Raw genomic sequence first — 21,088 nt, 5'->3', positions numbered from 1 at the left:
TGACCGAAAAGCGACGCATCAATGTCCGGCTCGTCCCAGAAGAAACCATCAAGCGGAAGAGTTCTCGCTCCGGACGGGCCCCTGGCGGCCTCATTCGGACGTATGAATGGCCAAATTTAGCCACCAGGCAGTCGGTGTTGTTCACACCTGAGCGTGACGACGGCCGCCAGCGGAAGCGGGAACCTTCGTGTGTCCGTGGTGCGTCCGTGCGCTCAGTGAGGTGCGGATTTCGTATGTGCCGGACATCATGGACGGCGAGGCGTCCGGGGGTGGATCGCCCTCAGAAGGGGGCAGGGGGCCATGGCGCAGGCGTTGGAGAGCGGTGACCCTCGGCAGGTGGGGCCGTACCGGATCGTGGGCCGCCTCGGTGCGGGGGGAATGGGGCGGGTCTACCTCGGGCTCTCACCGGGCGGGCGTGCCGTCGCCGTCAAGACCATCCGGCCCGAACTGACCTACGACCCCCAGTTCCGCCAGCGGTTCGCCCGGGAGGCGGAGGCCGCTCGGGCCGTCAGCGGCGCGTTCACCGCCGCGGTCGTGGACGCGGATCCGTACGGCGATCCGCCGTGGCTCGCCACCGTCCATGTCGCCGGCATCTCGCTCGACGACACCATCGCGCGCCACGGGCCGCTCCCCGAGGCCTCGGTGTTCGCGTTGGGCGCCGGCCTGAGCGAGGCGCTCCAGGCCATCCACACCGCGGGGCTCGTCCACCGGGATCTGAAGCCCTCCAACGTGCTGCTGGCCCCCGACGGCCCCAAGGTGATCGACTTCGGGATCGCGATCAGCGCCGGATCGAGTTCACTGACCCGCAGTGGCGCCGTCATCGGCACCCCCGCGTTCATGTCGCCCGAGCAGTTGACGGGCGACCGGGCCGGTCCGGCCGCCGATGTGTTCGCCCTCGGCGGCGTCCTCGTCTTCGCCGCCACCGGCGAGGGTGCCTTCGGGTCCGGTCCGTCGATCGGCGTCGGCTATCGGGTCGTGCATGACGAGCCGAACCTGTCCGCCCTCCCCGCAGGGCTGCGCACGCTTCTCGGCCGCTGTCTCGACAAGGCCCCGGCCCGTCGGCCCACCGTCGCCGAACTGCTCGCCGAGTTCGCCGGGCACATCCTCCCGGAGCCCGAGACGGCGTACGGCACGGACACCGTGACCCTCGCTCTGCACGACGGCGCCTGGCTGCCCGCGTCCGTGGCCTCGTCGGTGCGACGGGCCGGGGAGAGGGAGGACGAGGGCGCGCGTGGGGAGGGTGAGGGCGCGCGTGGGACGGGCATGACACCGGTGCCGGGCCCGACGAAGGTGCAGGAGGCGGCCGGCCGGCCGGGGGCGGCGGACACTCCGGCAACGCCGGTGGAGCTGGGGGCGCCGGGGGCGGCAGAAGCGAGCCCTCGCCTTCCCATAGACCCTCGCCTTCCTGCGGGCCCTCGCCTTCCTGCGGACCCCCGCCTTCCGGTGGACGCCCGCCCCGCTGACCTCCACCTCCCCGTCGACCCCCGCCACCCCGCTGCCGACGCCCCCAACCCCGTAGCGCCGGACGGCCCGCCCACCCCGCCGGACGAGCAGTCCCCACCGCGATCGGCGTCATCGGAAGCCCCCCGGTCGGCGGCCGGCTCGGCGGACCGTGGTGCCGGGGCCCCGACCCGCCGCCGGGTGCTGGCCGTGCTCGCGGGAGCGAGTGGCGTCGCCGCCGTGGGCGTAGGCACGTATCTGCTGGGGCGTGGTGACCAGGACCCCGACGACGGGTCCGGCAACAGCACCCTCAAGGACCCGGAGGGTGTACCGACTCCGGGGCGGTCGAGGTGGAAGCGCGGCACCGGAGGCCCGGTGGCGCCCGCGCTCCTCGCCACGGGCGGGCTGGTGTACGCCGGTAGCAGGGACGGGAGCATGTACGCCCTGGACGCCGAGACCGGCAAGCCGCGTTGGCAGTTCGGCACGGGCAACGGCGTCTACACCTGCCCCGCCGTGGCCGGTGGACTGGCCTACTTCGGCAGCGCGGACTACCACCTCTACGCGGTCGAGGTGAAGACCGGTGAGCAGCGCTGGCAGTTCAGCGCCGGCGGGGAGGTCAACTCCTCGCCCGTGGTCGCCGGGGGAGTGGTCTACGCGGGCAGTGACGACGCGCGGCTGTACGCCGTGGACGCCCGTTCCGGCGAGAGGCAGTGGGCGTACGCCGCCGAGGGCCGGATCCGTTCCTCCCCGGTCGTCGCCTGGAACAAGGTCTACGTGGGCAGCGAGGACTCCCGGCTCCACGCCGTCGACGCGGCGACCGGCGAACGCCGTTGGGCCTTCGAGACCGACGGCGACGTCAAATCCTCACCAGCCGTCGCCGACCGCGTCGTCTACGTGGGCAGCTATGACGGCAACCTGTACGCCGTGAACTGCGACACCGGTGAACTCCTCTGGACCTTCGCCACCCGGGGCGGGATCGGCTCCTCGCCGGCCGTGTCCGGAGGCGTGGTCTACGTCGGCAGCGACGACGGCAACCTGTACGCCGTCGACGCCCGCACCGGGAAGCAGAGGTGGAAGTTCACGATCGGCGCCATCGTCTATTCCTCCCCGGCCGTCCTCGGCGACGCCGTGTACGTCGGCAGCAAGAACGGCAACCTCTACGCCGTACGGACGGACACCGGCAAACCCCTGTGGACGTACCGCACCGGCGCGGACATCCGCTCCTCGCCCACGGCGACCGACGGCACGGTCTACGTCGGCAACGACAGCGGCACGGTCTTCGCGGTCGCGCGCTGAACGGGGGAGTGGAGGGCGGAGGAGTGAAGCCGGGGAGTGGAGGACGGGCGTGATCGAGGCGGAGTTGAAGGCCCGGGTTCGGGCGCCGGAGGCGGTCGCGCGGGCGCTCGACGAGCGGGGTGAGGGCAGGTCCGAGACGTATCAGGACACGTACTACGACCTGCCGGACGGCAGTCTGCGGGCGCGGGACGAGGAGCTGCGGCTGCGGTTCCTGGTCGACCACGGCACGGGCGACCGGCGCACGCTGCTGACCTTCAAGGCTGCCGCGGTGGACGAGGCGTCCGGGTCGAAGCCGGAGTACGAGACGCGGGTCGGCGACTCGCAGGTCGCGCACGCCATCCTGGAGCACCTCGGCTACGTACCGGCGATCGTGTTCGAGAAGCGCTGCCGCAGCCACGCGTTCGAGGCGTACGGCCGGCGGATGCTCGCGACGCTCGTACGGGTGCCCGAGTTGGACGGCACGTTCCTGGAGATCGAGACCCTGGTCCAGGAGGAGGCCGAGGTCGCCGCGGCCCTCGACGACATCCGCGCGGTGCTGGACGAGCTGGGCGTCGGCCCCGGGGATCTCACCCGCGAGCTCTACACCGAAGCGGTGGCGGCGGCCCGCCGTGTCCAGGGCCCCGGCGGATGAGCACGCACACCGGGCGCGCGGGAGCGGGGCGGACAAAAACCAGGGGCCGGAATCCTTGTCGGATTCCGGCCCCTGGCCTTCAGTAGCGGGGACAGGATTTGAACCTGCGACCTCTGGGTTATGAGCCCAGCGAGCTACCGAGCTGCTCCACCCCGCGTCGTTGAAACCAGTGTACGCCATCCGCAGGACACCAAGCACACGATTAACCGGCGACCACCATTCACCGACCACCACGGCGACGGCACGGGCGCAGCCAGGAGCGCGACGGCCCCTCGTTCACCCCACCCGCGCGGGAGCCTTCCCGGCTCACTCCAACCGTCGCGGCAACCCCCGCCTCACCCCACCAAATGGCTGTTCGGGGCCTTCGCGCGGTCCTCGTACTCCGGGAGCACCACCACCTCGGCGCCCTCCGCCGACAGCAGCGCGTTGCCCGCGGCCGCGTTCTCGACGAACGTGTCCGGTTCGCGCCAGGCCGTGACGATGCGGCGGACGCCCGCGTCGAGGACGAGCCGGGCGCAGGGCGCGGGCCGGGAGGCGCGGCGGGCGCACGGTTCGAGGCTGCTGTAGACCGTGGCGGAGGCGAGGCGCGGATCGGCGGGGTCGAGCTTGGCGAGGGCGGCCTCCTCGGCGTGGACCACGGGGTCGTCACCCTCGCGGGAGTGGCCGCGGGCCAGTTCCGTACCGTCCGCCGCGACCACGACCGCCCCCACGCTGAACGCGGTCCGCGAGGGCGGGCACGCGGCGGCCAGGGTGCAGGCGAGGTCGAGCCAGTGCCGGTCGGCGGGTGAGGCGGCCGGGCCGGTGCCGGGGACGGTGGGGGCGTAGCGGATGAGGACGACGTCGCCGACCGGCCGGGTCTCCAGCAGCCGCAGCCGGCTCTTCGGCCCTCCGGGATAGGAGCCCGTCCCGAACAGGCGCGGCGCGTCCGCCTCGCCCACGAAGAGCGGTGCGACGGCCAGCTGCACCTCGTCCGCGAGGTCCTGCTGGAGGAGCTGGGTGTGGACCCGGCCGCCGCCCTCCACCATGAGGCGGCGGACACCGCGTACGTCCCCGAGGTGGTCGAGGACGGCCCGCCACTCCAGCTCGGGGCCGACGGAGACCACGGCCACGCCGTTCGCTCCCGTCGGCAGGCCAAGCCCCCGCAGCCGCTCCGCGCCCTTGTCGGTCGTGTACACGACCTTCTCGCCGCCGGTGTGCCAGAACTGGGCCGCGGGGTCGAGTTCGCCGGACGCGCTGACCGTGACCTTCAGCGGGTACTCCGGGAGCCCGGCGGCGACCCGGGCCGCGCGCCGCTCGGGGGAGTTGACCAGCAGCCGGGGGTTGTCGGTGCGCAGGGTGCCGGCGCCGATCAGGATGGCGTCGCTGGCCGCGCGCACCTCGTCGACCCGGTCGAAGTCGGCCGGGCCGGAGAGCAGCAGCCGCTCGGGCCCCGTGTCGTCCAGGAAGCCGTCGAGGGAGACGGCGGCGGACAGCAGGACGTAGGGCTGGGGCATGGACGCGCTCCCTTGGTTCAAGTTTTAAACACTAACTACACTGTACGTATGACGACCCGCTGGCTCACCCCCGACGAACAGCGTGCCTGGCGTGCCTACGTGGCCGCGAGTTCCCTCCTGGAGGACGCGCTCGATCGGCAGCTCCAGCAGGAGGCCGGTCTGCCGCACCTCTACTACTCCGTGCTCTCCGCCCTCTCCGAGGCGCCCGAGCGCCGGATGAGGATGACCGAGCTCGCCGAGCGTCTGAAGATCACACGCAGCCGGCTGACGTACGTCGTGACCAGGCTGGAGAAGGACGGCGTGGTTCGGCGCGAGGAGTGCCAGTGGGACAAGCGCGGCAGTGTCGCCGTGCTGACCGACGAGGGCATGGCCCTGCTGGAGCGCACGGCGCCCGGGCATGTCGAGACGGTTCGCCGGGCCGTCTTCGACCATCTCAGTCCCGAGCAGATCGGCCAGTTCGAGGAGATCTGCGCGGCCATCGCGACGGCGATCCAGGGCGGGGGCCCCCGGACGCCCCCCGGCTCGGACGACCTCCCGTGGCGCCGCCGCGCGTGTTCGTCGACCCAGCAGGACGAGCGGGACCGCGCGTGACGGGAATGTGACGTATCCCCAATCCGGTTGCTTGAAATTTGAAGCACGGGTTAGAGTCGCTGCGAGCGCTGTGCTTCAAAACTGAAGCACAGCGACACCTCGCACCAGGACCGGAGAACCCGCATGCCCGACTTTCCCGCTGCCACCCCGCGTGCCCGCGTCCGGGTACCGCTGCGTTTCCAGGACGGCTACGGCGTCGACGCCGAGATGGTCACCTTCCACGACCTCGTCGACGGCCGGGAGCACCTGGCGGTCGTCCTCGGCGACCCCGCCCCCGGCACGGCCCCGCTGGTGCGACTGCACTCCGAGTGCCTGACCGGCGACGTGTTCGGCTCGGCCCGCTGCGACTGCGGCCCGCAGCTGCGCGAGGCGGTGGAGCGGATCGCCGACCGGGGTGGCGTCCTCCTCTACCTCCGCCAGGAGGGCCGGGGCATCGGCCTCTACAACAAGCTCGACGCGTACGCCCTCCAGGACCAGGGCCTCGACACCTACGAGGCGAACGCGGCGCTCGGCCTGCCGGAGGACGCCCGGGACTACACGGCGGCGGCCCAGATGCTGGGCGCCCTCGGCATCGACGAGCTCGACCTGCTCTCCAACAACCCCGACAAGGCCCAGCAGCTGCGCGACCTCGGTGTGCGCGTCCGCGACCGCGTCCCCACGGGCGTCTTCACCACCGCCCACAACGTCCGCTACCTCCGCGCCAAGGTCCTCCAGACCCAGCACACCCTCCCCCTGCACGAGCTGACGGGGGCGACGGGACTGACGGGTCTCTCGGCGGGCTGAACCCCCACCTGAACCCCGCCTGAACCCCCAGCCGCACCTCCTCCGTCATTCGGTTCCCTAGCCCACTCGGCCCCGCCGACTAGCCCCGCCGCCCACCCCCGGAAACCCTGTATCCGTGGGGCAGCGAGAGGGCGCGGAGGTCATGCGGGAGCCGGGTGGGCGGCGGTTCTCGTACGCCCGTACGCTCGCCCGCCTCCTTCCCGTGCTGCTGATCGCCGTCGGCCTCTTCTACGACCACTTCACCCCGCGCGAGTTCACCGCGGTCCCCTTCTTCACCGCCGCGCCCTTGGTGACGGCCCCGCTCTTCACCCTGTTCGGCACGGTGGTCGTCGGCGTCGGGTCGGTGGCCGGCATCACCGCCGTACGCCTCCACTACGACGACGCGGGCCAGGTGGACGCGCTCACCGAGATCGCCACGGTGGCCACCGTCGCCGTGCTGGCCGTCCTCATCAACCGCCTCGTCCGCCGCAGCGACGCCCGGCTCGCCACCGCGCGGGAGATCGCCGAGGCGGCGCAGCGGGCCGTGCTGCCCGTGCCGCAGGAGCGGATCGGCGGGCTGGAGATCGCCGCGCGGTACGAGGCCGCGCAGGCCGGGGCGTCGATCGGCGGCGATCTGTACGCGGTGCAGGACTCGCCCCACGGCGTACGGCTGATCGTGGGCGACGTGCGCGGCAAGGGGCTCGGGGCGGTGTCGGCGGTGGCGGTGCTGATCGGGGCGTTCCGGGAGGCGGCCGAACAGGAGGCGACACTCGAAGCGGTGGCGCAGCGGCTGGAACGGGCGCTGGCCAGGGAGGGAACGCGGCGGGAGGCCGCGCGCCGGGACGCGGCGGTGGAGTACGAGGGGTTCGTGACGGCCGTGCTCGCGGAGTTCCCGCACGGCGCGGGCCGCGCCCGGATCGTCAACCGGGGCCACCCCTCGCCCCTGCTGCTGCACGCCGACGGCACGCTGTGCACCCTGGACGCCCAGCGGCCCGCGCTGCCGCTCGGCATGGACGACCTGGGCACCTGGCCCGACCGCGCGGAGGAGACCGGGTTCCCGGCCGGAGCCACGCTGCTCTTCTACACCGACGGCCTCTCCGAGGCGCGGGACGCGCACGGCGTCTTCTACGACCCGGCCGCGCGCCTCTCCGGCCGTACCTTCACCGCCCCGCGCGCCCTGCTGACGACCCTCGCGGAGGAGGTGCGCCGGCACACGGGCGACCGCACCACGGACGACATGGCACTCCTGGCCGTCCGCCGCCCCTGAGACGCCGGTGTCATCGCGGGCAGACGGCCGATGTCACCGAGCGTGTTCGTCCCACCGTCCTCTGTATAGGAACTGACGTCGCATCAGCCCGACTGTTACTCACCAGTCAAGGTCAACTCGCCCGTTTTCACCCCCTCATGACCCGTAAAGTCCAGCGCGAAAGCCGGAACGATCATTCGGAACAGCTTGGAATGGAGTACTCGCGTCTATTAACGTTCGATAACGCAGCGCGGTCGTCCCAGCCGTCACAAGAGACGGCTCCGTGCTCACGCGTCGAATCCCGCAAGGGAACCGGGGAACCACCACCCTGGGGTGAATCGCACGGAAACCGCCGTGGCAGTACGCACGACCGGTTTACGCGCGTAGGAGACCTTCCTGCTCCGAACCCGTCAGCTAACCCGGTAGGCGAGAAGGAAGGAAGGAGTACGCCTACGTGGCGTCGAACCGGTCCGCGACCGAAGCCCCGTTCGTGCCGACCCAACGCGACGGCGAGAGCCAGACGTTCGGCTACGGCAGCTACAACAGCGACGACGAGGGCCCCTGGCAGGAGTGGAACCCCAGCGAGGACACCCTGCGCCCCGTTCGCGGTCGGCACCGCGTCGCCAAGAAGAGCGGCGTACTCGCCCGTAACGGACTTGCCCGTAGCTCCACGGTGCTCGGCGTCGGTGTCATAGCCGCCGTCAGCGGTGCCGGGATGGCCAGCGCGCAGTCCGGCAAGGCCCCGGTCTCCATATCCATGCCCGACATGCCGAACGTCGGCTCGGTCTTCGAGGACGAGGCCGACGAGCCGGAGCCCGAGGCCTCCAGGACCCCGCTCAGCAGCGCCGGTCTGACCGCCGCCGAGACCGAACAGGGCACCGCGGACGCCGGCGAGGCGCTGCGCGCCCGCATCATGGCGCAGGCCGAGTCCCAGCAGGACGCCTTCGACAAGGCCGCCGCCGAGGCCGCGCAGACCGCCGCCGCGGACAAGGCCGCCGAGCAGGCCGCCCAGGAGAAGAAGGAAGCCGAGGCCAAGGAGGCCGCCGCCAAGAAGAAGGCGGAGGAGGAGGCCGCGGAGAAGAAGGAAGCCGAACGCCTCGCCGCCCTGGCCAAGCAGTTCGCCCTCCCCACCTCCTCGTACACCCTCACCTCCACCTTCGGTCAGGCCGGCCCGTACTGGTCCTCCGGCTACCACACCGGCCTCGACTTCGCGGCCCCCACCGGCACCCTCATCAAGGCCGTCCACAGCGGCACCATCACGCAGGCCGGCTACGAGGGCTCCTACGGCTACAAGACCGTCCTCACCCTCGATGACGGCACCGAGATCTGGTACGCCCACCAGTCCTCCATCGGCGTCAGCGTCGGCCAGAAGGTCGCCACCGGCGATGTCATCGGCCGCGTCGGCGCCACCGGCAACGTCACGGGCGCCCACCTCCACATGGAGGTCCACCCCGGCGGCTCCAGCAGCGGCATCGACCCGGCGGCCTGGCTCCGCAGCAAGGGCCTGACCCCGTAGCCCGCCGCCACCCGCACTGCACCGCGACGCCGCGTGAGCCCCCGGGCCCACGCGGCGTTCGTCCTGCCTCGGTGTCGATGGGGAATGCGGGCCTCCGGTCCGCTGGTTGACGTCGGACATGACTTCTCTTCGCAGGCTCGGCACGTCCGACATCGAGGTCTTCCCGCTCGCCCTCGGCGGCAACGTCTTCGGCTGGACGGCGGACGAGGCACAGTCCTACGCCGTCCTCGACGCCTACACGGCGGCCGGCGGCAACTTCATCGACACGGCGGACTCGTACTCGTCCTGGGTCGAGGGCAACGAGGGCGGCGAGTCCGAGCGGATCATCGGCAAGTGGGTCAGGTCCCGGGGCAACCGCGACGACGTGGTCATCGCGACCAAGGTGAGCCAGCACCCCGAGTACCAGGGCCTGACGGCGGCCAACATCAAGGCCGCCGCCGACGCGTCCCTGGCCCGCCTCGGTACGGACCACATCGACCTCTACTACACCCACTTCGACAAGCCCGAGGTCCCCGTCGAGGAGATCGTCACCGCCCTCGACGACCTGGTGAAGGCCGGCAAGGTCCGCGCGACAGCCGCCTCCAACATCACCCCGGAACGCCTGCGGGCCTCCCTGGACTTCGCGGCCGCCGAGGGCCTGGCGCGCTACGTGGCGCTCCAGCCCCACTACAACCTGGTCTCCCGGGACACCTACGAGGGCCCGCTCCAGGCCGTCGCCGCCGACTCCGGCCTCTCCGCCGTCCCGTACTTCGCCCTCGCCAAGGGCTTCCTCACGGGCAAGTACCGCCCCGGCACGACGGTCGACAGCCCCCGGGCCGAGGGAGCCGGCGCCTACCTCGACACCCCGGCCGGCCCCCGTGTCCTCGCCGCCCTCGACGACATCGCCGAGTCCCGCGGCGCCGCCCACGCCACCGTCGCCCTCGCCTGGCTGGCAGCCCAGCCGACCGTCGCGGCCCCGATCGCCTCAGCCCGCTCCCTGGACCAACTCCCCGCGCTCCTTGCCGTAGCCGACCTCACCCTCACCCCCGAGGAACTGACCCACCTGACCGAGGCCTCGTCGTAGGCCGTACGAACCCGCACCGGGCGCGGAGCGAGTGAATGCGAAGGGGCCCCACGGACGCTCGCTCGCCCGCCCGCCCCCGCCGACACGCGAAGCGCTAGTACCGATAGGGGTTGTACGCGGGATACGACGCCACCCCATAGCTCACGGGCTGCAAGTAGGCCGCCCCGAACGCCCCAGACCCGTACCCGGACCCGCCCCCGTAGCCGTACTTCGCCCCGACCTCCCGCCCCGCATACGCCATGGCCGGCCGAGCCAACTCCCGCCTACGCCACAGCTCGAACAGCAACTCCCGCTCCCGCAGCGCGAAGTCACTCCCCGCCCGCCCCCGCAACCCCCGATACCGATGGAAGGCCAGCTTCGTCGCGTACACCTCGTACTCCGCGATCGAACGGGCCCCCGCCTTCCCGAAGTGGTGCGCCGCGTACTCCCGCGCCACCCGCCGACCCCGCATCGACCCCAGGACATACGGCTCGACCGGCGTGAGCCACCCCGCCGCCGCGTACGCCGGCAACCCCTCCCGCACGGTCCGCAACTCCCGCTGCCGAGCCCAGATCACCCACCACGTCAGCAATCCGAACGCCGGCACCATGAACGCCGCGTACACCGCGAAGAACCCGTACTCCCCGAACGTCGCCGACCCGTTCCAGACCGAGTGCATCCCCATGGCGAGCAGTAACCCACCCACGGGCACCAGCACCCGCCGCCCGCGCTGCCACTCCGCGGAGAACGCCGCCACCCCGAACCCGATCCCCGTCAACACGGTGAACAGGGGATGCGCGAACGGCGACATGATCACCCGGACGAAGAACGTGGCCGCGGTGACCGACGCGAGGCCGCTCCCCCCGCTGAGCTGGTCCGTCCCGAAGGCGGTCCCCAGGTACAGGATGTTCTCGGTGAAGGCGAAGCCCGTCGCGGTGAAGCCCGCGATCACCACCCCGTCCACGACCCCGGTGAAGTCCCGTCTCCTGAACAGGAACACGAGTAGGACGGCGGCGGCCTTGGCGGTCTCCTCGACCACGGGAGCTATGACGGTGGCACCCAGGGTGTCGGCGTGCGAGGGATCGGCCGTGGCCGTCGCTATCCACCGCGTCGCGAAGCTGTTCGCCACGATGGCTATCAGCGCCGCCGCACACGCCCCCCAGGCGAACGCGAACACCTGGTTCCGCCAGGGCCCGGGCTCCACCCGGTCCAGCCACCGGAACGCCGCCATGAGCAGCGGCACGGGCAGCACCGCGAGCCCCAGCCCGACGAGAAAGCCCTCCGTGCCGGTCTGTTCCCGGACGAGCGCGAGGATGACGAGCCCGGAGACCGCGAGCAGCCCTATCAGCGCCCCGTATCTGACGCCCTTCCGCTGCCACCAGCGCGTGGGCCTGAACACATACCCACCGGTGGGGCCGCTGGGGTGCGTCGGGTAGGGGGAACTGGTGGCCATTGCATTGACCCTAACGAGGGACGGGCGCCGCCCGCGACGGCGCGTGGTACGCCCCGCCGGGCGGTGAAGGCAAGTCGTCAGGCGCCTGTGGGGGGCAGTTCGGACTGCGGCTTCTGCTTCTGCTCCTGCTTCCGCTTCGGGTTCCGCTCCTGCTCACGCTGCTGTACGCGGCGGAAGAGCAGATCGTTCACCACATGACCCTTGTCCAGTCCCTGCCCCTCGAAACGGGTCAGCGGCCGGAAGACGGGACGTGGCGAGAACCCGCCGTCGGCCCGGGTGTTCTCGAAGTCGGGGTGCGCGGTGAGCACGTCCAGCATCTGCTCTGCGTACGGCTCCCAGTCCGTCGCGCAGTGCACGATGGCCCCCGGCCTGAGCCGGGACGCGACGAGGCTGAGGAATTCCGGTTGGATGAGCCGCCGCTTGTGGTGCCGCTTCTTGGGCCAGGGGTCGGGGAAGTAGACGCGCAGCCCGTCCAGGGAGTCGGGCGGGAGCATCTCCCGCAGCAGGATGATCGCGTCGCCGTTGGCGACCCGGACGTTGGACAGACCGCTCTGGTCCGCGAGGTTCAGCAGGTTGCCCTGGCCCGGGGTGTGCACATCCACGGCGAGGACATTGGTCTCGGGGTCGGCGGCGGCCATCTGCGCGGTCGCCTCGCCCATCCCGAAGCCGATCTCCAGCACGACGGGCCGGTCGTTCCCGAACAGCTCGACGAGGTCCAGCGCCCGCCCGTCGATGTCGAGCCCCCACTTGGGCCACAGCCGCTGCAGCGCGTCCGCCTGCCCGGCCGTCACCCGGCTCCGCCGCGGCTGGAAACTCCGGATCCGCCGCTCGAAGTGCGACCCGGCGGGATCCGCCTTGGGCCCATCGGGAAACCGAGGCTCCCCCTTGGGCCGGGTAGGCCGCAGGGAGGCACCGGGGGTGCGGGGTTCGGGAGATTCGACGGAGTCAGCCACAGTGCCCCAATTTTACGACCCTCGACCGAAGCGCCTCCCACGCCCGTGCACCCCGAACGCACTCACGTCCCGGCCAACGCCGTCAGCGCTCGCCTCCCCACCTCACGCCCGATCGGCAGCGAAGCCGTAGCCGCAGGTGAAGGCGCGTTCAGTACGTGAACCGCCCGCGCTCCCTCCCTGATCAGGAAGTCGTCCACCAGCGTCCCGTCCCGGAGTACGGCCTGGGCCCGCACCCCGGCCGCGGCCGGTACGAGATCCCCCTCCGAGACTCCGGGCAACAGCCGCCGCACCGCCCCGGTGAACGCCTTCTTGGACACGGACCGCCGAAGCTCTCCGGCCCCGTACCGCCAGTGCCGCCGCGCTATCCGCCAGGACCCGGGCCACGCCAGCGTCGCCCCCAGCTCCCGGGGTCGTACCGTCCCCCACCCGTACCCCTCGCGGGCCAGCGCGGGTACGGCGTTGGGCCCGATGTGGACGCCCCCGTCGATCCCCCGGGTCAGATGCACCCCGAGAAACGGGAACGCCGGGTCGGGCACCGGATACACGAGTCCACGGACCAGCTCGGGCCGCGCCAGCTCGTAGTACTCCCCCCGGAACGGCACGATCCGCATCCCGGGCTCGTCCCCGGTCATCCGGGCCACCTCGTCGCAGTGCAGCCCGGCGCAGTTCACCAGCACCCGCCCCCGTACGACGTCACCGCCCCGCACCCGCACGGCGACCCCCAGCGACGCCCGCCGGTCGATCCGCTCGACCTCGGCGCCGTACCGGATCTCGGCGCCGGACGCGCGGGCGAGCTGCCGGGCGACGCCCACGAAGTCGCAGATCCCGGTGGTGCCGACATGTATGGCCGCGAGCCCGCGCACCTCCGGCTCGTACTCGGCGATCTGGGTGGCGCCCAGCTCCCGCACCGGAATCCCGTTCTCCCGGCCGCGCTGCACCAGCGCGTGCAGCCGGGGCAGCTCCGACCGCTCCGTGGCGACGATCAGTTTCCCGGTGACGGCGTGGTCGATGCCGTACTCGGCGCAGAACTTCACCATCTCGGCGGCGCCCTTGACCGCGTACCGCGCCTTCAGTGATCCCGGCCGGTAGTAGATCCCGCTGTGGATGACGCCGCTGTTCCGCCCGGTCTGGTGCCGGGCCGGTCCCGGCTCCTTCTCCAGCACGGTGACGCGTGTGCCCGGCGCCGCCCGCGTGATCGCGTACGCCGTCGACAGCCCGACGATCCCGCCGCCGATCACGAGCACATCACAGTCGTAAGCGCCCTGCCTCCGCACGCGCCCCACCTCCCGACTCCGATAGTGCACTGCACCACTGACAATGCCCTCAAACCCGGAAGCCGCCCACATGGCGCTGGTCACGTTCTCTGACACCGGCCGCCCAAAGCCGCGCCCTGTCAGGGGCGCGGGGAACTGCGCGCTCAACCCCCACGCACCCGCACCCGCCGAAGACACACAAACCCGGCAGATGATCAGGCGCCCAAAACCCTACGCCGGTGTCATCAACAACGGCCGCGCCCTCTCCCGCAGCTCGATGACCCGCGGCTCGTCCCCGTACGGCTCCAGCCGATGCAGCAGATCCTTCACATACTCGGTGGTGCGCGCCGACGAGATGCGCCCCGCGACCTCCACCGCCCGCACCCCCTGCTCGCACGCCGCGTCGAGATTGCCGGACTCCAGCTCGGCGACCGCCGACACGACGAGCCGCAGCCCGTGCGACCGCACGAACTCCTCCGTCGGCCGCGACAGCGCCTGCTCGGTGAAGCGGCGCACCTGACGCGGCGCCTTGAGGTCGCGGTAGCACTCGGCCGCGTCGGCGGCGAACCGGTCGTAGCCGTAGAACCCGAGCCAGCTCGGGTCGTGGTCGCCGTCCCGGGCCCGCTCCAGCCACCCCTCGGCGGCCTTGAGGGCCGACGCGGCGGCCGCCGCGTCGCCCGCGCGGGCGTGCGCCCGCGCCTCGACGAGCCGGAAGAAGCTCATCGTGCGCGCGGTGGCGAGCCCCCGGTTGCGCTCCAGCGCGGCCTGCGCGAGGTCGACGCCCTCGTCCCCGAAGCCCCGGTAGGTCGCCTGCAGCGACATCGTCGCCAGGACGTACCCGCCCAGCGGCACGTCGGCCGCGGCCCGCGCCAGGCGCAGCGCCTGGATGTAGTACCGCTGCGCCGCCTCCTGTTGACCCGTGTCAAAGGCCATCCAGCCTGCGAGGCGGGTGAGTTCGGCGGAGGCTCCGAAGAGGGCGCGGCCGACCTCGTCGGAGTACGAGCCGAGCAGCAGCGGCGCCGCCTCGACCCGCAGGCACTCCGGCACCATCGACGAACGCCAGTCGCCGCCTCCGTACTTGGAGTCCCAGCGCCTGGCGTCCTCGGCGGCCTCCCGCAGCTTCTGCACATCGCTGTGGCCGACCTTCAGCGGCGACCCGGAGCCCTCGACGGAGCCCGCTTCGCGCGCCACCGAACTGTCGGCCGGGGTTATGAGCCAGCGTGACGCGGGTGTCGCGTACGCGCTCACCGCGAACGACCCGGCGAGGGACTGCCAGATGCCACCGGTGCCCGCGCGCCGGCCGGCGAGGTCGAGGCGGTAGAGCTCCGTCGCCGAGCGCACCGCCTGTCCGACGTCACGGGGGAAGGCGAGGCCCACTTCGGGGGCGGGATCCGCGTCCGCCAGGCCGATCTCGTGGAGCGGCACCGGGCGGCCGAGCTTCTGCCCGATCGCGGCCGCGATGAGATGCGGCGCGGCACCCTGGGGGACCATGCCCTTGGAGACCCACCGCGCCACCGAGGTCTTGTCGTAGCGAAGTGTCAGCCCGCGTTGGGCGCCAAGATCGTTGACGCGACGCGCGAGTCCTGCGTTGCTGATTCCCGCGAGGGCGAGAACGGCGCCGAGTTTTTCGTTCGGCCCGCGTTGCTCCCTGGACATTGCGCCACCCCTCGAACAGACGGCTGCCGCGGCGGCATAGGCACGCGGCATTCGTAAACCCAGCGTAGTTCGCCGCATCCCAAGCGTTAAGGGGCACAAATCCGGATGGCGGGATTGTGGTCCGTACGAAAGTGCGGACGAAGTACGGAGTGTTGTCACGTGCTCCCGCTGTGTGGCCGTGCGCCCGTCCGTGCGCTCTTCTCCGGCCACCGGGGGAGCGGTTCCATGGTCGTGCGTGGGTCGGCCCGCTGTACTGGATCCAGTGGGCTGGGGGACACCGCCGCCTACATCCCCGCGGGCGGCGGACCGGTCCGGGGGGCGAACTCCGCCTCCCGGACTGTGCGTTGACGCTGCGTCGCCATCGGGGGCGGAGGCGAGAGCGGGTGAACTCCGCCCTTCGGGGCCGATTTGGCCGAAAATCGACGGTGGGCGTCGAGGGTGAATACCGCCCCGACCACGTCTCTTGAGGGCGCGTTAGGTGTTTTGGGGGAGCGTACCGGGGGCGCATTCACGTCGTAGACCCGGGGTCCCCCTTTGTCGACCGCCCCTTCTCCGGGGCGACTTGAGGGTGTGACGGGGGAGCGCTCAAGGCTCCCCAGGGGCGCACTTACCGGTGCACAAGCCGAGCCGCACGCCCTCCGGCAGGCCTCCTTCGTGGCAGCATGGGTGCCGTTCGTACGGTGCACCGGTTGTCCACAGCCTGTGGAGGCGTCGATGCGGTGGTTGGTGGGATGGAGCAGTACCGCCGCTGGCGCGCCCGTCTACGGCTCCGCCGGCGCCACCGGACCCGACGGCGAGACGGTGCACCCGGTCGGTTCGCACCTGCTCTGGGGCGACCCCGATCCGCTGTGGGCCGTCGGCGACTGGCGCCCCGACGAGGTGCGGGTCGTGCAGGCCGACGCCCAGACGCGGATCGCCGTCCTCGGTATCTGCGGCGCCTCCGACGAGCAGTTGCGCGTCGGCCTGTTCGCCGCCCGCGGCGGCGCGCTGCGCCATCTCACCGCCTGGCCGGGCAGCTACACCGCCGTCGTCCAGGTCGGCCGCCGGGTGACCGTCTGCGGCGACCTCGCGGGCGCGCGCCCGGTCTTCCACACCCCCTGGGCGGGCGGCACGGCGTACGCGACCGCCGCCCTGCCCCTGGCCGACCTCGTCGAGGCCAACCTCGACTTCGGGCATCTGGCCGCCCTGCTGGCCGCCCCCGATGTGCCGGACGCCCTCCAGGACTCCACTCCGTACGACGGCGTGCGCCGCATTCCTCCGGGGCACGCACTGATCCTGCGCGCCGGGGCGCGGGAGATCGCCGGCTACGAGCCGGTCGCCTCCCTCGCCGTCGCCGCCCCCTCCGCCGACCCGGCCAGCGCGGTGGACGCCGTCCGCGACGCCCTCGTGGAGTCCGTACGGGTCCGCCTCTCGGCCCCCCGGCACGTGCCCGACGTCGATCCAGGCCCGGTGCCCGGCATGGGCCCCGCCGAGCGCCGCGCCGCCCGCGGCATGCCCGTGCCCGGCATAGGAGCCGATGTCTCCGGCGGCCCCGCCTCCGGCACCCTGGCCCTGCTCGCCGCCGGACTGCCCGGCGCCCCCGGCACGGTCCTCGGCCACGGCACGGGCGCCGGCGAGCGCCTCCTCGCCGTCACCTTCAACGACCTGGCCACCTCCGGCCGCGAGACCGAACTGGAACGGGCGGGCACCCTCGCCGCCAACCCCCGCCTCCACCACGTCGTCGTGACCGGCGGCGAGGAGGTCCTCCCGTACGCCGACCTCGACGTCCCCCTCACCGACGAGCCGGGCCCCTCCCTGGTGACGGCCGCGCGCCACCGCGCCCGCCTGGCCTCCGGCAGCGCCGACCACTTCACGGGCTACGGCGCCCGCCAGGTCCTGGACGCCCACCCCGCCCGGCTCGCGGACCTCCTCATGGACCGCAAACGCCGCCACCTGGTCCGCCCGGTCGCCGCCCTCGCCAAGGCCGACGGCTCGGTGCTGGTCCCCGCGCGGGTCTACGGCGCCGCGCGGAAGCTGGCCCGCACCCCGTACCGCTCCGGCGTCGACGTCCTCGCCACCCGTCTGATGCAGCGCCGCTTCGAGGAGCCCGGAGGCGCGGTGGGCGCCTCCCTGGCGGCACTCACCTGGGCCAGACCGGGCCCAGCCGCCCGCTGGCTGACCGGCGAGGCCCTGGCAGAAGTATCGATTCGCCTGGGGGCGACGACCGGCCGTTCCACCGTCGGCCCCGGCCAGCGCCCCGGCGACTTCCGCGCCCGCGCGGCCCTGGCCCGCCACGCGGCCGACCTCAGGGTCCTCGAACAGGCGGCGGAGATCCGCTCCCAACGCCTGCACATGCCCTTCCTCGACAACCAGGTCGTCCGCGCCTGCCGCGCCCTCCCCGAGGCCCTGCGTGTCCGGCCGGGCGCCCGCGCCGCCATACTCCGTACGGTCCTGGAGGGCGCCGGCGTCACCGACCTCCCGCCCGGCTGGGGCGCCCCGTCCCACGCGACGTCCACCGCGGCCGCCCGCACCGGCCTCCGCGCGGCCGCCGACACCCTGATCACCCTCTTCGACACCCCCCTGCTCGCCCAGGCGGGCCTGGTGGAGGCCCGAGTGGTCCGCAAGGCCCTGCGTGCGGCGGCCGAGGGCGAACCCCTCCCGCTCGACGGCCTCGCCGACCTCGTCGCCCTCGAACTCTGGCTCCGCCGCCTCCTCTCCCGCCGAGGCACCTGCTGGACCGGCACCCCGGCCAGACAGCGCGCGGTCCCGGCCGGCATCACCCCCCAGCGGGGCGCCCTGGGCACGGGGGCGACGGCTCGCCGGGCCTGACAGTCGAGGTAGCAGGGGGAGCGGAATCTCGGCATCCGGATGCGTACAACCAACGGGATCCGTCAATGGTCTCCCTCTGGATCGGACAGACGTCCGACCCCCCAGCACCTCACGTGCACGCACGCGCCCCCCGACGCCCGGCGCACCCGAGGTGCCGTAGCTCTCGTGCCTGGAGAACCATGCGTACACGTACGGCCGCCGCCGCCACCCTCGCCACCTCGGCGCTGCTCTCGCTGCTCGTCCCCGCAGCCGCCCACGCGGACACCGCGAAGGGCGACACGGTCTTCACCTCGGTGAACTTCAACCAGAAGACCTTCAACGTGGGCGTCAGCACGGCCCAGACGGTCAGCGTCGCCGCCACGGCCAAGGACGGGTCGGGCATCAACGGCATCAACGGGGCCAAGCTCGTCAGCTCCGACGACCGGATCATCCACGCCCGCAGCGCCGACTGCACCAGACCCTCGTCCACCACCATGAGATGCGTGTTCAAGTTCACCCTGGACGCCGACCGCACCGACTACTACGACCTCAGGAACAGCTCGGCGGGCACCTGGCGCTTCACCGCCGAGGCAGCCGCCAAGGACCAGGACTTCTACGACCTGGAGACGAGCGTCAAGATCCAGGTGAAGCGCCTGGCCAAGCTCGCCACCACCCAGGCCGGCCCCGAGCCCGTCGCCAAGGGCGGCAGACTCACCGTCACCGGCGCCCTGACCCGGGCCGACTGGAACACCAACGCGTACGTCCCGCACGCCGGCCGCTCCGTGGCCCTGCAGTTCAAGCGGTCCGGCACCTCCACGTACTCCACCGTCAAGACGGTCACCACCGACGCGGGCGGCAAGCTCCGCACGACCGTCACCGCCAACGCCTCGGGCACCTGGCGCTGGAAGGCCACCGCGACCTCCACGACGAGCGGAGCGACGGCGTACGGCGACACGGTGACGGCGAAGTAGGCAGGGGAACAGCCCCCGGCGGGTGCGGGAGCCCTCACTCACACTTGAACGACGACTCCGCCCAGTCCGCCAGCACCGCCAGGTCGTGGGGACCCTGCGGCTCGACGACCAGGCGTACCGTCCGCCGCCCGCTGAGGTTCACCTGGACCGGCACCGCCGGATCCCCACCCCGCACCAGCCCGGACTTCCACAGCCGGACCCCGTCGCCGTAGACGGAGAAGTAGACCCGGCCCAGGCCGTGCGTCAGGTCGTCGACGCCGACGAGCGCGTTGTACGAGGCGCACCGGCGGTTGAGGTCGATGGTCACGGAGGAGCGGCCGTGCACGGTCACCCCGTTCGCGTACCGCTTCCCGGCGACCGACATCCCGTACCGCTGCCAGACCCAGCTGCTCTCGCCGAGCCGCATCTCGGGCTCGGTGCCGTCGCCGAGGAGGCCGTACCGCAGCTCGTTCCACTGGTAGACGGCCGGGGGAGGCGGCGGGGGCGGGGGAGTGGGCGCCGGGGGCGGTGTGGGGGACGGCGGCTTCGGCGGGGCGGGAGTCGGCGTGGGGGTGGGCGTGGGCGTGGGGGTCGGCTCCGCGGACGGAGCCGGAGTCGCGGCCCGCGACGGGGCAGGCGACGAGGTCGGGGTCGGTGTCGGCAGGGGCCCGGACGCCGGCACCACCCTCGCGGGCGCGCCCGGCGCGGGCTTCTCCTCCGGCGGCGTCGGGGGATCCGGCTCCGGCGCGGCCTCGGCGGGCTGCGAGGCGGGCGGCTTGGCGGGCGGCTGTGTGGGTTTCACGTCGTCGTTCGCCAGCGCGAGCGCCACGGCCGCGGCGACCATCCCGGCCACACTCACCGCGATCCCGGCCTTCGCCGGCCCGCCGAGCCCCTCCGCGGCGGCCCCGCCGCCCGCTGCTCCGCCACCGGAACCCCCGCTCGCCGCGGCCGCGGCGCCCGCGACCCCGGCCGCACCCGCTCCCGTGCCACCGGCGACGAGCGCGGCCACCTTCGCGTACCCGGCCGCACCGAACCACCCGATGACCGCGACGGGGACGACGGCGGGGATCCCGCTCGCGACTTCCTTGATCTGCCCGGCGGCCAGCCGGCACGCCGCGCACTCCTCCAGATGGGCGCGCAGCCCCCGCTCGGCCCGGGTCCGCAGGCTGCCGCGCGCGTACGCGCCGAGCCGGTCGGCGTAGCGCCCGCACTCCGCCGAGTTCCCGGGGAGCGCGGCGCTCACATGGGCCTGCAGATACGCCTGTTTGAGCCCCTCCCGCGCCCGGCTGGCCAGCACCCGGGTTCCGTTGGCGTCCAGCCCGAAGAGGCCGGCGACCTCGCTCGGCGACTCGTCCTCGACCTCCGTGTGCCAGAGCACGGCCTGCCACCGCTCCGGCAGCGAACGGAACGCCCGCATCGCCATCGACTGCTCGGCCTCGTGCATCGCCCGCACGTCGGCCCCCAGGTCCAGCGTGTCGCTGTCCGACACCTCGGCCCCGCGCGAGGCCTGGGCCGCGAACACCGCGAAGTCGTCGACCAGTTGCTCCCGCTTGGCGGAGCTCGTCCAGGTCGCGGCGACCCGCCGGACCGAGGTCAGCAGATAGGCCCGTACGGCGTGCTCCGGGCCGGAACCCCCGCGGACCGCCTGCAACATCCGGGCGAAGACCTCGGCCATCAGGTCGTCGGCGGTGTGGGCGTCCCGGCAGCAGGTCCGGGCGTACCGGCGCACGGCCTGCGCGTGCCGCCGGTACAGCTCCTCGTACGCCGAGTCGTCCCCCGACCGCATCCACGCGATCAGATCGGCGTCGGAGGGTGCCCGCGGCGGCAGCACACCGGAGTCGGAACGGTCCCGCTGCGCCGGAACGCCGCGCCCCCCTTGCCTCGGCACCTGAGGCTCCGCCTCCGCCCCCTCCGCCGACTTCGACTCGTCCCGCCCGTCAACACCCATCGCGGAAGCCCCCGCCGCCAGCCGACCCAGTCCCGATTACCAGGGCAGCGTGCCATATTGGCTTTTGTTCA

15 protein-coding genes, 1 tRNA gene and 1 riboswitch are annotated in these 21,088 nt (G+C 72.7%); of the genes, 9 read left to right on the top strand and 7 right to left on the bottom strand.

From position 1 onward, the window contains the following. Positions 1 to 300: 300 nt before the first annotated feature. Positions 301 to 2,736: a beta-alanine-activating enzyme beta-propeller domain-containing protein gene (locus PUR53_RS28265; protein ID WP_329910084.1), complete on the top strand. Its 2,436-nt coding sequence runs from the start codon at positions 301 to 303 to the stop codon at positions 2,734 to 2,736. 49 nt (positions 2,737 to 2,785) lie between these two features. Beyond that, on the top strand, positions 2,786 to 3,367 hold the full coding sequence (cyaB, locus tag PUR53_RS28260) for a class IV adenylate cyclase (RefSeq protein WP_329901996.1): 582 nt from the start codon (positions 2,786 to 2,788) through the stop codon (positions 3,365 to 3,367). An 83-nt stretch (positions 3,368 to 3,450) separates the two neighbouring features. Here cyaB and PUR53_RS28255 read toward each other — a convergent pair. Further along, a tRNA-Met gene (locus PUR53_RS28255) sits at positions 3,451 to 3,524 on the bottom strand. A 178-nt stretch (positions 3,525 to 3,702) separates the two neighbouring features. Beyond that, positions 3,703 to 4,860: a dihydrofolate reductase family protein gene (locus tag PUR53_RS28250; protein ID WP_329910083.1), complete on the bottom strand. Its 1,158-nt coding sequence runs from the start codon at positions 4,858 to 4,860 to the stop codon at positions 3,703 to 3,705. A 48-nt stretch (positions 4,861 to 4,908) separates the two neighbouring features. Here PUR53_RS28250 and PUR53_RS28245 point away from each other — a divergent pair, with 48 nt between their 5' ends. The 5 genes from PUR53_RS28245 (at position 4,909) to PUR53_RS28225 (ending at position 10,038) form a co-directional block, all read left to right on the top strand. Then, positions 4,909 to 5,451: a MarR family winged helix-turn-helix transcriptional regulator gene (locus PUR53_RS28245; protein ID WP_329901998.1), complete on the top strand. Its 543-nt coding sequence runs from the start codon at positions 4,909 to 4,911 to the stop codon at positions 5,449 to 5,451. Positions 5,452 to 5,574: 123 nt separating this feature from the next. After that, on the top strand, positions 5,575 to 6,234 hold the full coding sequence (locus tag PUR53_RS28240) for a GTP cyclohydrolase II (RefSeq protein ID WP_329901999.1): 660 nt from the start codon (positions 5,575 to 5,577) through the stop codon (positions 6,232 to 6,234). Positions 6,235 to 6,376: 142 nt separating this feature from the next. Next, complete coding sequence (locus PUR53_RS28235; RefSeq protein ID WP_329902032.1) at positions 6,377 to 7,480, top strand: PP2C family protein-serine/threonine phosphatase; 1,104 nt, start codon at positions 6,377 to 6,379, stop codon at positions 7,478 to 7,480. 261 nt (positions 7,481 to 7,741) lie between these two features. Continuing rightward, positions 7,742 to 7,903, top strand: a riboswitch (cyclic di-AMP (ydaO/yuaA leader). Positions 7,904 to 7,913: 10 nt separating this feature from the next. Next, positions 7,914 to 8,975 (top strand): M23 family metallopeptidase, encoded by a 1,062-nt coding sequence (locus PUR53_RS28230; RefSeq protein ID WP_329902000.1) that lies wholly within the window; start codon positions 7,914 to 7,916, stop codon positions 8,973 to 8,975. 118 nt (positions 8,976 to 9,093) lie between these two features. Continuing rightward, complete coding sequence (locus PUR53_RS28225) at positions 9,094 to 10,038, top strand: aldo/keto reductase (RefSeq protein WP_329902001.1); 945 nt, start codon at positions 9,094 to 9,096, stop codon at positions 10,036 to 10,038. 94 nt (positions 10,039 to 10,132) lie between these two features. Here PUR53_RS28225 and PUR53_RS28220 read toward each other — a convergent pair whose 3' ends face one another. From PUR53_RS28220 to PUR53_RS28205, 4 genes are all read right to left on the bottom strand, one after another. After that, positions 10,133 to 11,470, bottom strand: a complete 1,338-nt coding sequence (locus tag PUR53_RS28220; RefSeq protein ID WP_329902002.1) for a PrsW family intramembrane metalloprotease — start codon at positions 11,468 to 11,470, stop codon at positions 10,133 to 10,135. Positions 11,471 to 11,547: 77 nt separating this feature from the next. Next, a complete protein-coding gene (gene trmB / locus PUR53_RS28215; protein WP_329910082.1) occupies positions 11,548 to 12,423 on the bottom strand; it encodes a tRNA (guanosine(46)-N7)-methyltransferase TrmB in 876 nt (291 codons plus the stop codon). Positions 12,424 to 12,485: 62 nt separating this feature from the next. Then, entirely contained in the window at positions 12,486 to 13,697 is a 1,212-nt protein-coding gene (gene lhgO / locus PUR53_RS28210) for an L-2-hydroxyglutarate oxidase (RefSeq protein ID WP_329910081.1), read from the bottom strand. A gap of 210 nt (positions 13,698 to 13,907) precedes the next feature. Further along, the gene (locus PUR53_RS28205) at positions 13,908 to 15,332 is read right to left on the bottom strand and encodes an MFS transporter (protein ID WP_329910080.1); all 1,425 of its coding nucleotides are present in this window, start codon (positions 15,330 to 15,332) and stop codon (positions 13,908 to 13,910) included. A 714-nt stretch (positions 15,333 to 16,046) separates the two neighbouring features. On the opposite strand from PUR53_RS28205, the gene PUR53_RS28200 reads away from it, so the two are divergent. Together PUR53_RS28200 and PUR53_RS28195 are read left to right on the top strand one after the other, a co-directional pair. Then, positions 16,047 to 18,140, top strand: coding sequence for an asparagine synthase-related protein (locus PUR53_RS28200; RefSeq protein WP_329902006.1), 2,094 nt, complete (start codon positions 16,047 to 16,049; stop codon positions 18,138 to 18,140). Positions 18,141 to 18,319: 179 nt separating this feature from the next. After that, positions 18,320 to 19,090, top strand: a complete 771-nt coding sequence (locus PUR53_RS28195) for a calcium-binding protein (protein WP_329902007.1) — start codon at positions 18,320 to 18,322, stop codon at positions 19,088 to 19,090. Between the two features lie 34 nt (positions 19,091 to 19,124). On the opposite strand, the gene PUR53_RS28190 is transcribed toward PUR53_RS28195, so the two are convergent. Then, positions 19,125 to 21,017 (bottom strand): sigma-70 family RNA polymerase sigma factor, encoded by a 1,893-nt coding sequence (locus PUR53_RS28190; RefSeq protein WP_329910079.1) that lies wholly within the window; start codon positions 21,015 to 21,017, stop codon positions 19,125 to 19,127. Between the last annotated feature and the right edge of the window lie 71 nt (positions 21,018 to 21,088).

The organism is Streptomyces sp. SP18BB07 (assembly GCF_036322545.1).
Taxonomy (GTDB): Bacteria; Actinomycetota; Actinomycetes; order Streptomycetales; family Streptomycetaceae; genus Streptomyces; species Streptomyces deccanensis.
This window is presented reverse-complemented; position numbering and strand designations above follow the sequence as displayed.

Coding starts and splice junctions, on each gene's coding strand:
- PUR53_RS28265 (WP_329910084.1), top strand. CDS start 301: ATGGCGCAGGCGTTGGAGAGCGGTGACCCTCGGCAGGTGGGGCCGTAC.
- PUR53_RS28250 (WP_329910083.1), bottom strand. CDS start 4,860: ATGCCCCAGCCCTACGTCCTGCTGTCCGCCGCCGTCTCCCTCGACGGC.
- PUR53_RS28245 (WP_329901998.1), top strand. CDS start 4,909: ATGACGACCCGCTGGCTCACCCCCGACGAACAGCGTGCCTGGCGTGCC.
- PUR53_RS28240 (WP_329901999.1), top strand. CDS start 5,575: ATGCCCGACTTTCCCGCTGCCACCCCGCGTGCCCGCGTCCGGGTACCG.
- PUR53_RS28235 (WP_329902032.1), top strand. CDS start 6,377: ATGCGGGAGCCGGGTGGGCGGCGGTTCTCGTACGCCCGTACGCTCGCC.
- PUR53_RS28225 (WP_329902001.1), top strand. CDS start 9,094: ATGACTTCTCTTCGCAGGCTCGGCACGTCCGACATCGAGGTCTTCCCG.
- PUR53_RS28220 (WP_329902002.1), bottom strand. CDS start 11,470: ATGGCCACCAGTTCCCCCTACCCGACGCACCCCAGCGGCCCCACCGGT.
- PUR53_RS28205 (WP_329910080.1), bottom strand. CDS start 15,332: ATGTCCAGGGAGCAACGCGGGCCGAACGAAAAACTCGGCGCCGTTCTC.
- PUR53_RS28200 (WP_329902006.1), top strand. CDS start 16,047: ATGCGGTGGTTGGTGGGATGGAGCAGTACCGCCGCTGGCGCGCCCGTC.
- PUR53_RS28195 (WP_329902007.1), top strand. CDS start 18,320: ATGCGTACACGTACGGCCGCCGCCGCCACCCTCGCCACCTCGGCGCTG.
- PUR53_RS28190 (WP_329910079.1), bottom strand. CDS start 21,017: ATGGGTGTTGACGGGCGGGACGAGTCGAAGTCGGCGGAGGGGGCGGAG.